15 protein-coding genes are annotated in these 14,406 nt (G+C 49.7%); 7 read left to right on the top strand and 8 right to left on the bottom strand.

Features of this window, described 5'->3' with window-relative positions; genetic code table 11:
* Positions 1-8: 8 nt before the first annotated feature.
* The 3 genes from glpK to HQN90_RS17115 all read right to left on the bottom strand — a co-directional run bounded on the left by glpK (position 9) and on the right by HQN90_RS17115 (position 4,283).
* Positions 9-1,517: a glycerol kinase GlpK gene (glpK, locus tag HQN90_RS17125; RefSeq protein WP_173220838.1), complete on the bottom strand. Its 1,509-nt coding sequence runs from the start codon at positions 1,515-1,517 to the stop codon at positions 9-11.
* 19 nt (positions 1,518-1,536) lie between these two features.
* Positions 1,537-2,100 carry a glycerol-3-phosphate responsive antiterminator gene (locus tag HQN90_RS17120; protein WP_079415384.1) on the bottom strand — a complete coding sequence of 188 codons (564 nt, stop codon included), beginning with the start codon at positions 2,098-2,100 and terminating at the stop codon, positions 1,537-1,539.
* Between the two features lie 176 nt (positions 2,101-2,276).
* Positions 2,277-4,283 carry a GTP-binding protein gene (locus HQN90_RS17115; protein WP_246362521.1) on the bottom strand — a complete coding sequence of 669 codons (2,007 nt, stop codon included), beginning with the start codon at positions 4,281-4,283 and terminating at the stop codon, positions 2,277-2,279.
* Between the two features lie 236 nt (positions 4,284-4,519).
* On the opposite strand from HQN90_RS17115, the gene HQN90_RS17110 reads away from it, so the two are divergent.
* The 3 genes from HQN90_RS17110 to HQN90_RS17100 all read left to right on the top strand — a co-directional run bounded on the left by HQN90_RS17110 (position 4,520) and on the right by HQN90_RS17100 (position 5,982).
* Complete coding sequence (locus HQN90_RS17110) at positions 4,520-5,230, top strand: DNA-3-methyladenine glycosylase family protein (RefSeq protein WP_173220836.1); 711 nt, start codon at positions 4,520-4,522, stop codon at positions 5,228-5,230.
* A 157-nt stretch (positions 5,231-5,387) separates the two neighbouring features.
* Positions 5,388-5,678, top strand: coding sequence for a hypothetical protein (locus HQN90_RS17105; protein WP_173220834.1), 291 nt, complete (start codon positions 5,388-5,390; stop codon positions 5,676-5,678).
* Positions 5,671-5,982 (top strand): hypothetical protein, encoded by a 312-nt coding sequence (locus HQN90_RS17100; RefSeq protein ID WP_173220832.1) that lies wholly within the window; start codon positions 5,671-5,673, stop codon positions 5,980-5,982. The genes HQN90_RS17105 and HQN90_RS17100 overlap by 8 nt, the downstream gene beginning before the upstream one ends.
* Positions 5,983-6,253: 271 nt before the next feature.
* Here the strand turns inward: HQN90_RS17100 and HQN90_RS17095 are convergent, their stop codons facing one another.
* From HQN90_RS17095 to HQN90_RS17085, 3 genes are all read right to left on the bottom strand, one after another.
* A complete protein-coding gene (locus HQN90_RS17095) occupies positions 6,254-6,766 on the bottom strand; it encodes a hypothetical protein (RefSeq protein WP_173220830.1) in 513 nt (170 codons plus the stop codon).
* A gap of 502 nt (positions 6,767-7,268) precedes the next feature.
* Positions 7,269-7,832: a TetR/AcrR family transcriptional regulator gene (locus tag HQN90_RS17090; protein WP_173220828.1), complete on the bottom strand. Its 564-nt coding sequence runs from the start codon at positions 7,830-7,832 to the stop codon at positions 7,269-7,271.
* Between the two features lie 15 nt (positions 7,833-7,847).
* Complete coding sequence (locus HQN90_RS17085; RefSeq protein WP_173220826.1) at positions 7,848-8,579, bottom strand: MBL fold metallo-hydrolase; 732 nt, start codon at positions 8,577-8,579, stop codon at positions 7,848-7,850.
* Between the two features lie 167 nt (positions 8,580-8,746).
* On the opposite strand from HQN90_RS17085, the gene HQN90_RS17080 reads away from it, so the two are divergent.
* The 3 genes from HQN90_RS17080 to HQN90_RS17070 all read left to right on the top strand — a co-directional run bounded on the left by HQN90_RS17080 (position 8,747) and on the right by HQN90_RS17070 (position 10,861).
* Positions 8,747-9,820: a M42 family metallopeptidase gene (locus HQN90_RS17080; protein ID WP_173220824.1), complete on the top strand. Its 1,074-nt coding sequence runs from the start codon at positions 8,747-8,749 to the stop codon at positions 9,818-9,820.
* A gap of 173 nt (positions 9,821-9,993) precedes the next feature.
* Positions 9,994-10,431: a GNAT family N-acetyltransferase gene (locus HQN90_RS17075; protein ID WP_173220822.1), complete on the top strand. Its 438-nt coding sequence runs from the start codon at positions 9,994-9,996 to the stop codon at positions 10,429-10,431.
* Between the two features lie 55 nt (positions 10,432-10,486).
* Entirely contained in the window at positions 10,487-10,861 is a 375-nt protein-coding gene (locus HQN90_RS17070) for a DUF2500 domain-containing protein (protein ID WP_246362519.1), read from the top strand.
* Between the two features lie 542 nt (positions 10,862-11,403).
* Here the strand turns inward: HQN90_RS17070 and HQN90_RS17065 are convergent.
* Positions 11,404-12,528 (bottom strand): HAMP domain-containing sensor histidine kinase, encoded by a 1,125-nt coding sequence (locus tag HQN90_RS17065; protein WP_173220820.1) that lies wholly within the window; start codon positions 12,526-12,528, stop codon positions 11,404-11,406.
* Complete coding sequence (locus tag HQN90_RS17060; RefSeq protein WP_173220818.1) at positions 12,525-13,202, bottom strand: response regulator transcription factor; 678 nt, start codon at positions 13,200-13,202, stop codon at positions 12,525-12,527. Before HQN90_RS17060 ends, HQN90_RS17065 begins: the two co-directional genes overlap by 4 nt.
* Before the next feature lie 418 nt (positions 13,203-13,620).
* On the opposite strand from HQN90_RS17060, the gene HQN90_RS17055 reads away from it, so the two are divergent.
* Positions 13,621-14,106 (top strand): hypothetical protein, encoded by a 486-nt coding sequence (locus HQN90_RS17055; RefSeq protein ID WP_173220816.1) that lies wholly within the window; start codon positions 13,621-13,623, stop codon positions 14,104-14,106.
* Positions 14,107-14,406: the final 300 nt, after the last annotated feature.

Raw genomic sequence — 14,406 nt, 5'->3', positions numbered from 1 at the left:
GCTTTGGATTATTTAAAAGCCATTGCGGCATTTACTGCTTTTTTCCAGCCTTGATACAGCTTAGCTTGCTGCTCACCCGCCATCGTTTGCTCGAAGGCATGATCCACCTGCCACTGAGCGGCAATCTCCGCTTGATCCTTCCAGAACCCGACCGCCAAGCCGGCTAGAAAAGCCGCTCCAAGCGCTGTCGTCTCACTGATCATCGGGCGTTCTACAGTGACACCCAGCATATCGCTTTGGAACTGCATCAGGAAGTCGTTCTTCACAGCACCACCATCAACCCGCAGCTTCGTCAGCTCAATGCCCGAGTCATCCTCCATCGCTTGCAAGACATCCTTGGTCTGATAAGCGAGAGATTCCAGCGTCGCCCGTATGAAGTGTTCTTTGGACGTGCCGCGTGTCAGGCCGAATATCGCGCCTCGCACATCACTATCCCAGTAGGGAGTCCCCAGCCCAACAAAGGCCGGAACGACATACACGCCATCCGTTGACGTCACCCTTTTCGCGTAATCCTCCGTGTCCTTCGCAGACTTAATCATGCGCAGTCCGTCACGCAGCCACTGAATCGCCGATCCCGCCACGAAAATGCTGCCTTCCAGCGCATATTCGACTTTTCCGTTCAAGCCCCAGGCAATTGTCGTCAGAAGGCCGCTGCGCGAAGGAATCGCGTGATTGCCGGTATTCATCAGCATAAAGCAACCCGTGCCATACGTGTTCTTCGCCATGCCTTTGTCAAAACACGCCTGCCCGAACAAAGCCGCCTGCTGATCTCCCGCCGCACCTGCAATCGGAATCGCCGATCCGAAAAAGAGGCTCTCCTGCGTATAGCCGTACACCTCAGAGGAAGAGCGAACCTCAGGCAGCATCACCGCCGGAATGTCCAAATGATCAAGCAGCTCCTCATCCCACTTCAACTCGTGAATATTGTAGATAAGCGTGCGCGAAGCGTTTGAATAATCCGTCACATGCGCCTTGCCGCCTGTCAGCTTCCAAATCAGCCACGTGTCCATCGTGCCAAATAGTAAATCCCCACGCAATGCCTTCTCACGGGCGCCTTCTACATGGTCCAGAATCCACTTGATCTTCGTCCCCGAAAAATAAGCATCAATCAGCAGCCCTGTTCGCTCACGAAACAGATCGTTAAGCCCCTCAGCCTTCAACGCTTCGCAAATATCCGCCGTCTGGCGCGACTGCCATACGATGGCATGGTAGACAGGCATGCCGGTATGCCGATCCCAGACAACCGCGGTTTCCCGCTGGTTCGTAATGCCAATCCCCGCAATTTCAGGCGGCTGCACCCCTGTTTCGGATAAAACCGCCGCCATCACACCCTGAATGGATAGCCATATTTCATTCGCATCGTGCTCTACCCAGCCTGGCTTCGGAAAAAATTGCTTGAATTCCTGCTGCGCGGTATGCACAATACTCCCTTTTTGATCAAATAAAATCGCTCTAGAGCTCGTTGTTCCCTGGTCAAGGGAAAGGATATAAGAAGGTTTAGCCCCTGCGGCTGTCATTGTCATGCCTCCAAATGTTTCAGGATCGTTGCTGATAGTGCTGCCAAAGCTCCGTTTTGGACGTCGTCACCGCGGTGGCTCCAGCTCCTAGCGCAAGCTCAACATCTTCCACCGAGCGGATGAGGCCTCCGGCAAAAATGGGAATCCCCGCCCGTTCCTTCACTTCACTGATGATGTGCGGAATGACGCCGGGAAGCACCTCAATATAATCGGGCTGCGTCCTCTCCAGCAAGCTGTAGCTTTTGTCCAAGGCACTGCTGTCTAAGAGAAAAAGCCGCTGAATGGCGATGAGGCCATTCTGTTTGGTTTTCGTAATCACATTCCCCCGCGTCGAAATGATGCCTGCCGGACGAATGCTTTGGCACAGAAATTCTGCTGCGTACTCATCGTTTTTCAGCCCTTCAATCAAGTCCGCATGCAGCAGCAGCTTCTTCCCGCTCGCCCTGCCCAGATCCACAATATTTTTCAATTGCCCAATATGGCTGTCGAGCAGCACAATGTAGGTAAAAGACGACTTCAAGAGCTTCTCCAAGTCCTTCATCTTTCGTATTGCCGGCAAAATTCGCTGCGCTTGCAATGACATGATCTTCGCCTCTTCCTCAGTCCTTAACGGATAAAACAATAAAAAAACTCACCAAGAACTGCCAATTATATGCAATTGGCAATCTAAGTGAGTCTCCCGTTCTCCGTCACACATGTATTAACTTATCCTCATTGTATCGAGGGGAATGCCCTCTGTCAATGAGCAGACATCCCCTTTTACGTCGATAAGGCCTTGCGGACAGCCAAAATATACTTGGACTGATCGAGTGGATTAACCCCCCGCCGCTTGCGCTCGGCCTGCACATCCGGCGGACTTGGCTGATACCCGCCGAAGGAGGACGTAATCACGCCCCTGCCCCCTGACATGGCGCTAAGCTTCACCGGATAGTCCAAGGAGGTAGCTGCGGGAAGTCGGCCTTCCACGACGAAACGGTCGCCGCTAATTTGCGGCGGATCGAAGATCGCACGCATCTGCACCAAGTCGCTCAGCACCTTGCCGCCGTAGGCTTCTGGAACGGTAATCCGCACTTGCAGCATCGGCTCAAGCAGCTTCGTCCCCGTCTCCGCGAGACCTTGCATGAGGCCCATCGGCGTGGCTACGGCAAAATCGAGCGGATGGGTGTGCCACACGTGATGCTCGCCGTACGTAAGCGTCACTTTCAGGTCGGTGACTTCCCAGCCGAGCAGCCCTTGCTGAAGCGCCTCCGGTACGCGGCGCTCCACTTCGTTCTGGTACTGCGCGAGCAACTGCTCGCCCCGGACCAGCGACTGGTACACGAGCCCGCTTCCCGGTTCGCCGGGCTCGATCTGAAAGCGCAGGATGGCCCAGCAAGGCTTGGGCATCGTATAAGCAATGAAGCCTTCGCCGGACTTCGAAGGCGTTTCTTTGTAAATCACGGAAGGCTGATCGAACCTTGCTTGCAGTCCGAAGCGAGAGTCGAGCAAACTCGTCAGGATCTCGAGCTGGATCGCGCCCATAACTTTCACATGCAGCTCCCGCTCTTCTTGGAGCCACTGCAAATCCAGCAGCGGGTCTTCGTCGGTTAGCTCCTGCAAAGCGGCGACAAGCGCCGGATACTGAGCATCGCTCTGGGCATGCACCTGCACAGTCAACAGCGGCACAGCCAGCCGGGGTGCTGGCGGCACGGCCTCGGGCCGGCCTAGCACATCGCCGATCCGCACCTGCGTCAAGCCGCAGACGGCAGCGATATCGCCTGCCGCCACCAACCCGATATCTTCGGCGCGGCGGCCATCGATTTTGCGAATCTGGGTCACCTTCTCCTCCACGCCACGCGTGGCATTGAAGAGGGTGTCCCGGTTGCGGATCGTCCCCTCGTAGACGCGGACGTAGGCCATGCGCCCCATGGTCTTGTCCCGCTCGACCTTGAACACCACGGCCGAAAGCGGCTGCTCCGCGCTGCCGCTCGGCCCGGGCAAATAATCGAGGATCGCTTCCATCAGCTCCTCGATGCCAATCCCTTTGCTGGAGGCTCCCACCAGCAAAGGATAAGCCAACCCCTGCCGCGCGTACCGCTGCAGGGTCGTCTTCACCTCGCGTGCCGGAATGGGCACGCCTTCGATATAGCTCGACAGCAGCGGCTCGTCGAGCTCGGACAGCTTTTCGACCGCTGCTGCGAGGTCGAAGCCGGGCGTGGGCGCGCTTGGCGCGCCCTCTGCCAGCACGTTCACCGCACCGCGGAACGTGTCCTCTATGCCAAGCGGCGCATAGATCGGCACCGCCATCGGCGTCAGTTGCTTGTGGATCTCTTGCAGCACGCGCGCTGGGTCCGCGCCGATGCGATCCATTTTATTCACATACAGTAAGGTTGGAATCTGCAACGATTGCAGCGCATGCCAAATCATTTCCGTTTGCGACTGCACGCCTTCCACCGCAGAAACAATTAGAATCGCGCCGTCCATCACCCGCAGAGAGCGCTCCACTTCGGATAAGAAATCCACGTGGCCCGGCGTATCTACCAAATTAATAAACGTCTCTTTCCACGAAAAAGCCGTCGTCGCACTGCGCACCGAAATTCCCCGCTCCCGTTCCACATCCATGGAATCCGTTTGCGCCGTACCGCTATCTACACTGCCTAAGGCACGTATTCGTCCGCTATGATAAAGAAGATGCTCCGTTGTTGTTGTCTTCCCCGCATCGACATGGGCAAAAATCCCCACATTCCTGCGCGAAACCGACAACTGCTTACCCATTTCGTCTACCATCCGCTTCCCCCGCTCCTTCTCTGCAACGCCTTTATCTTTACATTATACTAAAAGCGCATTCAAAAAGTTAAACACGGCGAGATACATGAGCTTTGCATCCTCTCGATCGATAGAATCAGCTTGAAGGAACAAGCAGTTCGTTTCAGCGCAACAATTCTTTTAAGCCATCGTATGTATTACTACACTAGCATTCAATAGGACTAATCCATCAATTAAGATAGGAGGTTTGCCGCTGCATGGAGACACAATCTTCCGGAGAACAACTGCTGCCTGTTCCAACCGCTTCATCCATTCGCCTACATACAGAACACCCCGCTATCCTCGCTTTATGCCAAGCCGATAGTCGTCTAGCGCAGCTAATTCACCTTATCGGTGAGCGAACGCTGACACCAAGCCCATTTCCTTATGAATCATTGGCAATGTCGATTATTTCTCAGCAATTATCCGCCAAAGCAGCCGCGACCATCAAAGCCAGAGTCAAGCTTGTCATACCGGCATTCACGCCCGAATTAGTACTCGCTGCCGATGAAACTGCTATACGAGCATGCGGTGTCTCATTCCCCAAAATCCGCTATATCCGCGATCTCAGCACTAAAATCGTAAGCGGCGAAGTGAACTTGGATCGCCTGCATGAACTGGATAACGCCGAGCTGCTGAAGCAGCTTACAAGCGTCAAAGGCATTGGCGTCTGGACGGCGGAAATGTTCATGATTTTTGCGCTGGGCCGATCCGATGTCATGTCCATCGGAGATGCAGGCCTTCAGCGCGCAGCTCGCTGGCTGCACCAGCTGGAGGAACGCAAGGACGGCAATTATTTGGGACAAATCGCACCGGGGTGGGCACCTTACCGCAGCTTCGCCTCGCTCTACTTATGGCGTGCCGTCGATTTGGGCTATGTAGATTCCGGCCTGCCGGTTGAAGAGTGTCAAATCGCAGAAAACCGCTAACGTCACGACATTTGCGAGACTGCCGGCTGCGGCATTTGGCTAAAATTCGGGGCTTCAGCGAAATGTGCGGCTAGACTTTTTGGGAAACCTGCAATTGTGCATCTTTTTACTCTTGGAATAACCCTTTTTAATAAAATTCCTGCATTTCTGCAGGCTTTTGAGTCTCTTTTTTGATTTCAGAGCAAAAAAGCTTGAAATTCCTGCACAATTGCAGGCTTTTCCATTTTTCCGTCGATTTCGTGAAGAAAAACTGCATTTTTGCAGGTTTTTGGTGGTTTGGGCGCTTGGGGTGGGTGGGTGCTGTAGATGCTCTCGGTGCTTTTTCAGTACTTTCGATGGTTTCGATGGTTTCGGTGCTTTGAGTGCTTTGAGTGCCTTCATTGCTTCTGGTGCTTCTGATGCTTCTGATGCTTCGGATACTTTGGGTGCTTTTGATACTTTTGGTTGATGCTGTTGATGCTGCTGATGCTCTTGGTGCTTTTGATAGTTTCAGTACTTGGGTGCTTTCAGTGCTTTCAGTGCTTTCAGTGCTTTCAGTGCTTTCAGTGCTTTCAGTGCTTTCAGTGCTTTTGTTACTTTTGTTGCTTTTGTTGCTTTGGGTGCTTTTCGTTGGTACTGCTGATGCTCTTGGTTCTTTTAATAGTTTCAGTACTTTTGTTGCTTTAGATACTGTGGGTGCTATCGGTGTTCTCGAGGCTTTGGGTACTTTTAATGATTCTGGTACTTTCGATGCTTCTAGTGCTTCTGGTTAGTGCTTTTGTCGCCTTTCTATGTTTCACTGTTTCAGCAATTTCACATTTTCATACTTTCATACTCTCGTGCTCTCATGCTCTCATGCTCTCATGCTCTCAGCTGTCTGAAGAAAATAAAGTTGTGGACTGAGAAAGTAAAGTATTAGACAAAGAAAAAAAGTTGTAGACTTGACATTTAAGAACGGTGAGTTGGGGAGCCAAGCATTATTAATGCCAGCCTCTAATGAATAAAGGCTGGCATTATATATGATTTCAATATATTAATATAAAGTTACTGTAATTCTTCTTGGCTTATTAACGACCAAACTGGATTCTTGCTTACGTTTGGATCTTTTTCTAAAGTCGCAGTTTGGGTTTTTATGGCTATATCTGCAATATGGAAACCTCCATTGGCACGCTCCCAAATAATTCTAGCCGATTTATGATCTTTATTTAACAATATCCCATATTGAGAATCGCCAGCTTTATACTCTTTTTTGGCCAAATCCAACGCCATAAAGAATGATTGTGATTCAGTGGCTGAAAGATTGTTAGTAAAATGAAAATCAACATCTACGCCATATATTAAGTCCCATTCATCATTCTTGAACATCTCGCCTTTACTCAGCTCAATTTTGGCTATTCCCTTCGCCCAAGACTTTTTCAGGCGATCTACAACTTCCTTTTTCTGTTGCTGCTCTGCCGGTACTGTTACTACCTTACTCCCCTTCTCAGGATGGACATTTGATTCTGCAAATACAGGTGTAAGTGCAACTATTCCAGTAATAATTGCACCAATACTCATTATTGAAATAAGCTTCTTATTGATTTTTATTACCTCCTATAATGTCTACCAATTCGCTAAAAGCGAACTTTTGTATGCACCATAAATATTATTTGCAGTAGCATCAGGGAACCATAATAAGTTACATATAAATCGTAATCATAGATACTTGGATGGGTACACGCATCTAGTAAGTCTTTAGCTTCTACCTTACCACTTCCATTCACAGTAGCACTATGTGTGTCTATGTAATAACCATCTTTCCATAGCTCTACACCTGCTGTCGCTTGTAAAGGAGAAGTAGTGTAGATTTGTTGGTCTTTCATACTATTAGACAATACAACAATGGAAAAAGTTTCTTTTTAATTCCAAAATGATACTTTATAACTATTATTTATCATAAATTCTATCATCTCTATAGTGGCACGATATTTAATGGTAATATTGGGTTTTCTTAGACATCAGCAGCCAACCATTCTCACAGCCTACCCCAAATCCCACTAGGCCTGAAGCTGCAAGGGATTCACCCCTTGGCCATTCCCCGCAAATAGGTCGTCAAAAGCCGTCTCAGGCTTTCGTCCCGTTCCAGATTCATACGGAATCCGTTTTTCATCTCAAGGGAAGCGAACCCATGGACGATGCTGCGGAAGCCGCGCACTACATGCAGAGCATCTTCTTCACTTAAGTGGTAAGGCTCCAGCAGACGCAGTATGAACATCACAACTTGTGTACTCGCTTCTTTGACTTGCGGATCTTCCAAATCCGGCAATGCCGCCATAGCATCATATAAGCCTGGCTGCTTTCTGACAAAATTCACATATGCGAATCCAGCAGCCAGCAGCGCGTCTTCGCCGGACTTGCCAAGCACAGCTTCGACCATCGCCTCTCTTATGTGCTGTAAACTCCGTTGAGACATTAGTTTCCTAAGATCCGGCAATCCCTTGATATGATTATAGAGAGACGGTGTCTTCACATTTAATTTTGCTGCTAATGCAGCCAAGGTAACGAGCTCGATGCCCTGTTGATCTGCTATTTCGATCGCTGCTAGCAGTACGGTTTCTGAATCCAGTCCTTGTCGAATGGCCATTTGGCTACCTCATCTCTAGATGTTTGCTGTTTGGCTATGAAAGCTTTTGGATGCTTCTTCCAAAGCTTTATCCATGATTTGTTGCGGTCGCTCAATCATTTGTCCGTGACCAACTGCGAGTACACTAGGTTGAAGTGCTCTTAGTTTAACCGCGCTCTCCAGTGACCCTTCTTTGCTCCAAGTTGCCAGAGCCGGGAAGGGGAACCAGAATTTCGTCACTCCGGACACGGCCCCCCCTCCGCGCACTTGAAAAGCATCCCCTGCAATCAACGCACGGCTGCGAACATCCAAGAAAGCCATCATGCCGGGTGTATGCCCTGGAGCCGCTACGGCTTGCAGCGAGCCGACCAAATCGCCATCTTCCAAGTATACATCCGGTTTCGTTTGGATGGCACCTGCTTTGGGCACGCCGCCCTTAATTGGTAAATTTGGCTCGCCCGCTTCCAGCTCTTGATTGCCTGCGAGCAGCTTGCCATCTCGGCGTGAAATGTAGACAACGGCTTGCGGCAGTGCCTTTTTCAAGCCATCCAGAGCACCGATATGATCACTATGCGCGTGGGTAAGTACAATGCGTGTAATGGGTTTGCCGATCGTCGCGGCCGCCTTCAGAATCCCTTTGAGACTAAATGGCATTGCCGCATCAATTAAGGTTAACTCCTCAGCTTCCTCCACCAAATAACAATTAACGGGGAATAATTTGGGCATAAAAGTAATTTGATATAACTGACCGATTTGCGTGATTTTCATTATAACGCCTCCTGTTTGCTATTTATATTAGTATAATAACTAATGACATTAGTTTAGTCAATAGGCTTATGAAAGATTTCACGCTTTTTCTTGGCTATGTTAAAATATTGCTCAGATCCGCATCGTATGTTCTTACAACTACAATGAATCAAAGCGAGGGAACCATCATGAATACTGAAACTTTAGAGTTATTCCGAACACTGACTGAACTGCAAGCAGCGCCCGGTTTTGAACGGGACATCCGCAAGTTTGTACGCGGTGAGTTAGAGAAATATACGAACGAGTTCGTCCAGGACGGACTCGGCAGCTTGTTTGGCATCCTGCGCGGCGATGAAACAGGTCCTAGAATCATGGTCGCCGGCCACTTCGACGAGGTTGGCTTCCTCGTCAGCGGTATCACCGAGCATGGTACGATCAAATTCCAGCCCCTAGGCGGCTGGTTCAGTCAAGTGCTGCCCGCGCAGCGCGTGCAGATTATGACCGAGCAGGGGCCGATCATCGGTGTGATCGGCTCGGTGCCCGTGCACTTGCTGGACGAAGCGTCACGCAGCAAGCCCGCAGACATCAAGACGATGTACATCGACATCGGCGCAGAAGACAAAGCCGATGCGCTCGCCATCGGCGTCAAGCTCGGGCAGCAGATTGTGCCCATCTGCCCGTTCACCCCGCTGGCCAATCCGAAACGGATTATGGCCAAAGCTTGGGACAATCGCTACGGCGTTGGCCTGGCGATTGAACTGATGAAGGAGCTTCACGGTACGAAGCTCCCGAATGTCCTGTACGCCGGTGCAACCGTACAGGAGGAGGTCGGCGTGCGCGGCGGACGCACGGCGGCGAACCTCATTGCGCCGGACCTCTTCTACGCGCTCGACGCCAGCGCCGCCGGGGATATGACCGGCGACCGCAATGCCTTCGGGCAACTGGGACGTGGAGCGCTGCTGCGTATCTTCGATCCCACGATGATAACCCACCGCGGGATGGTAGAGTTCATTCTGGATACGGCGGAGACGCATAAGATCCCGTATCAGTACTTCATCTCGGCGGGTGGAACAGATGCCGGCCTCGTGCATGTGCAGGGCACAGGCATCCCCTCAGCCGTCATCGGGGTATGCGCGCGTTACATTCATACCTCCGCGTCGATCCTGCACGTGGATGATTACGCAGCCGCGAAGGAGCTGCTCATTAAACTCGTGCAAGCTAGCGATCGCACGACGTTGGACACGATTCATGCGCAAGCGTAATTGAATTCTTTTGAATTAAAAATGAAAAAGGGTTGAGCAGAAGCGTTTCTGTTCAACCCTTTTTTGTGCGATCCACCTTCTATTTTGGCAGCTTCATGTTCAAACGTAGAACTCATGTTCCAATATATGGTATAATTAGCATAATCATAGGATAATAGAAAGAAGGACTATTTATGACGTACATCATTCGTGAAGCTACTTCCCAAGATACCAAAGAAATCAGCACCTTTGTTTCAGCGCGTACAGGTAAAGACATTTCACCTCTGCACATTGAAAATAGGCTGCATTTTATGCGAGATAATCCAAACGAATCCCTCTATGTCTACGAAGAGCAGAACCAGATTCTAGGCACATTGGGCTTTCGTATTCGTCAAGGCGATGGTGAGATTCTAAAGTTCAGCGAGATATCCGTTATTTCTTTGGATGAAACGAAACATCAGCAGGCTGCCGCCGATAAATTGAAGAATTATGCCGAGCAATTGACGAAGAAGCATGCTTGCAACGGGATGTGGTGGATCACCGGAGCAGAGAAGCATGACCAATCACGTGAGAATAACGAGCCGCTAGATTTTCATGAAACTGGCTACCGATTCGTCAAACGTTTTTTATAGAAAATGCAATCACCTATACGTCTAACCTCTAAGAAACTTCTAAGGAGTGAACAGCATGCCAACTGGGTTTAACATAGGATTTTTTTCTATGGGCAGCAACATTTTTTTTACGGTCTTTATCCTTATTTTTGTTCTCGTCATTGGTGGTTTTATCTTCATTATCATCAAGTCGCTCTCAACATGGGTGTCCAATAACGCCTCCCCCCTCCAAAATCGGACCTGCAAGGTTGTCGCCAAAAGAATGCAGGTAAGCCGCGGCTCTGGCGATTCAACTTCAAGCACGAGCTACTATGCGACGTTTGAATTCGAAGATCGGAGTCGGCTTGAATTATATATTGGCCGTCAGCAGTTCGGCTATATCGTGGAAGGCGATCTGGGAACTCTCTCGTACCAAGGCACCCGGTACAAGGCATTCTCGCGTTTACTATGAGCATACTGCCTGAAATCAGAAATGGTGGATCGCCTGCTTTCGAAATTAATCGTAGACTCTCGCCCAAAAACAACGCATACACGAGCAATTCAAAGCATATAGGAAACCAGGCGGGATAACTCGCCTATAATAGAATATTCTGAATATTTACAATATTAAAATATTAATATATAATGAATACAAGCTCACTTGAAGGACAAGCCGTACAGCTGGTACAGCCTTCGGATAGGAGCGAGGATAACCTCAACTTAGGAAGGGGATAGTCCATTGGACCACGTTAGCGAAACATGTCCACTTTTCCTTCAAACGACGGAAGAAAAGGTGCGGGAACGGCCATCGTTCATCGGACATGTGGGAATCCAACACGGTAAATGTGAATAGCGTTTATTCGAGGAAAGGATCCGTAGGTACGTAATGTTGTCGTAATTTCAACGTCAGTTGGTTGATTGGAGTGTGTGTAAGTACAATTGAATACGATGAATGAACCTTAGGGGCCTCCGGTTATCTCAGATAAGCGGGGGTCCCTATTTCTGTTCATGCACTTATTTCGGCAATGAGAAACGGACAATAAAGGTCGTGTTTTTCTCTGGTTCACTTTCTACAACAATATAGCCTTCATGCATCTCAATAATTTTCTTCACAATCGACAAGCCAAGTCCATTGCCGCCTGAAGTTCGGTTCCTCGACTTATCGGATTTATAGAACCTTTCAAAAATATGCGGCAAATCCTCCTCCGAAATACACGCGCCATTATTGGAAATTCGGATGATTGCACTTTCACCGCTGCTTGTAACATGGACACCAATCGTTCCCCCTACCGGGGTAAATTTCACAGCATTATGAATGAGATTTGTCCATACCTGACTTAGGAGGTCTTCATCAGCGGATATCGTAACCGCCTCAAGCTCAATATCCATCTCAATATCTTTGTCCACCCACTGGGGCTCACAGGCTAGAATAAGATTGCGAATCTGCTTATCCAGACGGTAGCTTGTCGGTTCAAAGGGATGATGCTGTGATTCTAACGAGGTTAGCTTCAATAAATTATCGCTAAGCTTCGATAGTCTTGTGCTTTCCGTTTCGATAATCTCCAAGTAATGCTTCCGCTCTGCGGGCGATAGCTGCTCGTTTTGCAGCGCCCGTGAGAATCCACTAATAGATGTCAGCGGAGACTGTATTTCATGAGAGACATTGGAGATGAATTCCTGCCTCATTTTTTCTACCTGCCCGAGCTCTACGGCCATCGTGTTGATCGAATCCACCAATTCCACAAAGGGGCCGTTATGCGGATTATTCTCGACAGAAACGTTGAAATCTCCCCTTGACATGCTGCGAATGGCCGCTATCATTTTTTGAAAAAAGATCATTTGCTGGCTCTGAATGAATCGCCCCATAATCGCCATGGTGAGCCCCCAGAGAAACATTCCGCAGACTGAGTTAATGAGTTGGACCACAACTTCGGAAGGACGTTTATTGAGACAGCTATATAACCAGGACGTCCCGTAAAACGACACCAGCCAATAGATAATAATCAAGATAAAAATGCCTATCGCAAAGAAGAAGCCTCGTACACGCTGCTTTCTGGACTGCATGTTTCGCATGCTCTTGCGCTGCTCGTGCTCCTTCCTCCGCAAGTTCCTGCGTTCTTGCCGCTTTTCCCTGCTCATGATCGCAGGACCTCCATCCGATACCCGAGTCCCCGAATCGTCGCAATGCGAAAAGCATGCTGATCCTCCGGGAACCGCTCCCGCAGCCGATTGACATGAACGTCCACTGTCCGCTCGTTGCCTTCATAATCGAAGCCCCAGATCTGCTCGATGAGCTGGTCGCGGGAGAAGGTTTTTCCCGGATAGCTGGCAAGCTTATAAAGCAGCTCAAATTCTTTGAGCGGCAGGGTCATGCTATCAGAACCGACCGAGACTTCATACGTTTTACGATTCATGCTGAGATCCCCGACCTGAACAGTCTGAGACGAAGCGATTTTGTAGCGCTTCAGCAGCGCCTTCACGCGCAGCGCCAGCTCCACAGGCTCGAATGGCTTGACGAGATAATCGTCCGTACCTAGCTCGAAGCCTTTGACCTTCTGCGAAGTCTCGCCTTTGGCTGTGAGCATAAGCAGCGGGAGATCGTAGTGCTCCCGCAGCTCTTTGCACAGCTCCCAGCCGTCCATATTGGGCATCATAATATCCATAATCACCATATCTACCTGGACGGTCTCAAGCAGCTTGAGCGCTTCCGCGCCGTCCGAGGCTTCGACTACTTCGAAGCCTTCATTCTGCATGAAGACGCGAACCAGTTCGCGGATATAGGGGTCATCATCAACAATTAGTAAGGGAGCCATCTGCCTCAAGCCTCGCTTTGTTAGAATCTAGTCGCACTTGCTTTAACCTCATTTTAACATACAACTCCTAGCTCATTTAGACGAATTCCGGTAGCTTCAGCACCGAATCCGCATCTACTTGTATCTCTATATCCTTTGGTGCTGGCAGGCAGCAGTCTCGCCTTTCGCTCATGTCTCCACAGGCATAATATCACCAATTATCGTAATGGCTATCGGTATCAAGGCACCTGCGCAAACTCCATGCAGTCCGCGGAAAATGATCAACTCTGTTATGTCGGTCGTCTGCCTGCACCTAGCATAAGGGGCTTTTATAAACTGAATTTAAACCAAAGCAGCCGTTAGTCCTGTAAGGGCTTTTTTTGGGAAATAATATGTGATACATTTTGGAGAAAGGAACTGTTTGGGGGGACATATCCGTATGACCAATCATCGATTTGCCGATTTTCAAAGCCTTCCTACCTGCGAGGATGAAAAAGCATTTCAAAAAGAGGTCCATGCCGAGGGCTATTCCGGTTTCCGCCGGATCTTAGACGGCCTGACAGAGATCATTAAGACCGCAACTGACGCAGATATTGCAGACATTGAGCTGACGATCGCCAAAGGCCGCCGCCTATTCCCAGAGCCAGTCCACTTCAGCCCTTCATGGGAATGTGTGTGGGCAGAACTTGAGGCTACTCTAGCGGCCAAAAAGCATGTCCTCACGACCATAGAGCCTGCGAACCGCACAGGGGAATGGCAGGTGATCATGGATAACCCCAATGTAGTACAGGAGGTCGTCTGCTACCCCGGATTAAGTTTCCACGATGCCGCCTATCTATATGCCTATTTTCGGCCTCAACTGGAGAAGTCGGAGTATATTCGCCTGCAGAAGATTCAAACGGTCATTCAGGATATCGGAGGTTGAAGCGTCTGATTGGGAGGCTGGGATGGCATTCCGGCGGACGTGGATGTTAGGGACTTCTACTTAGGAGTATGGAAGTTCGTGGATTGTTATTTGCAAGAATTTCGCGCGTGGATGCCATTAAGAGATGTGGCACCTTCTTCAGATGATGAAACGGAACTACGGTACACTATTTCGAGAAAAAAGGGCTAATTTGGAGTGAAACGGAACTAGAGTACGCTAAGTGCCCGAATGTGCCTGTTTCGGAGAAGCAAGGCCACATTTAGCGGATCCTAGTTCCGCCTAAGCTGGAAATAAAGCCAT

Origin of the sequence: Paenibacillus alba (genome assembly GCF_013204855.1) — a bacterium.
Taxonomy (GTDB): domain Bacteria; phylum Bacillota; class Bacilli; order Paenibacillales; family NBRC-103111; genus Paenibacillus_E; species Paenibacillus_E alba.
This window is presented reverse-complemented; position numbering and strand designations above follow the sequence as displayed.

Excerpts from the sequence above, each read along its gene's own strand:
- glpK (WP_173220838.1), bottom strand. The coding sequence starts at position 1,517 with ATGACAGCCGCAGGGGCTAAACCTTCTTATATCCTTTCCCTTGACCAG.
- HQN90_RS17120 (WP_079415384.1), bottom strand. The coding sequence starts at position 2,100 with ATGTCATTGCAAGCGCAGCGAATTTTGCCGGCAATACGAAAGATGAAG.
- HQN90_RS17115 (WP_246362521.1), bottom strand. The coding sequence starts at position 4,283 with ATGGTAGACGAAATGGGTAAGCAGTTGTCGGTTTCGCGCAGGAATGTG.
- HQN90_RS17110 (WP_173220836.1), top strand. The coding sequence starts at position 4,520 with ATGGAGACACAATCTTCCGGAGAACAACTGCTGCCTGTTCCAACCGCT.
- HQN90_RS17095 (WP_173220830.1), bottom strand. The coding sequence starts at position 6,766 with ATGAGTATTGGTGCAATTATTACTGGAATAGTTGCACTTACACCTGTA.
- HQN90_RS17090 (WP_173220828.1), bottom strand. The coding sequence starts at position 7,832 with ATGGCCATTCGACAAGGACTGGATTCAGAAACCGTACTGCTAGCAGCG.
- HQN90_RS17085 (WP_173220826.1), bottom strand. The coding sequence starts at position 8,579 with ATGAAAATCACGCAAATCGGTCAGTTATATCAAATTACTTTTATGCCC.
- HQN90_RS17080 (WP_173220824.1), top strand. The coding sequence starts at position 8,747 with ATGAATACTGAAACTTTAGAGTTATTCCGAACACTGACTGAACTGCAA.
- HQN90_RS17075 (WP_173220822.1), top strand. The coding sequence starts at position 9,994 with ATGACGTACATCATTCGTGAAGCTACTTCCCAAGATACCAAAGAAATC.
- HQN90_RS17070 (WP_246362519.1), top strand. The coding sequence starts at position 10,487 with ATGCCAACTGGGTTTAACATAGGATTTTTTTCTATGGGCAGCAACATT.
- HQN90_RS17065 (WP_173220820.1), bottom strand. The coding sequence starts at position 12,528 with ATGAGCAGGGAAAAGCGGCAAGAACGCAGGAACTTGCGGAGGAAGGAG.
- HQN90_RS17060 (WP_173220818.1), bottom strand. The coding sequence starts at position 13,202 with ATGGCTCCCTTACTAATTGTTGATGATGACCCCTATATCCGCGAACTG.
- HQN90_RS17055 (WP_173220816.1), top strand. The coding sequence starts at position 13,621 with ATGACCAATCATCGATTTGCCGATTTTCAAAGCCTTCCTACCTGCGAG.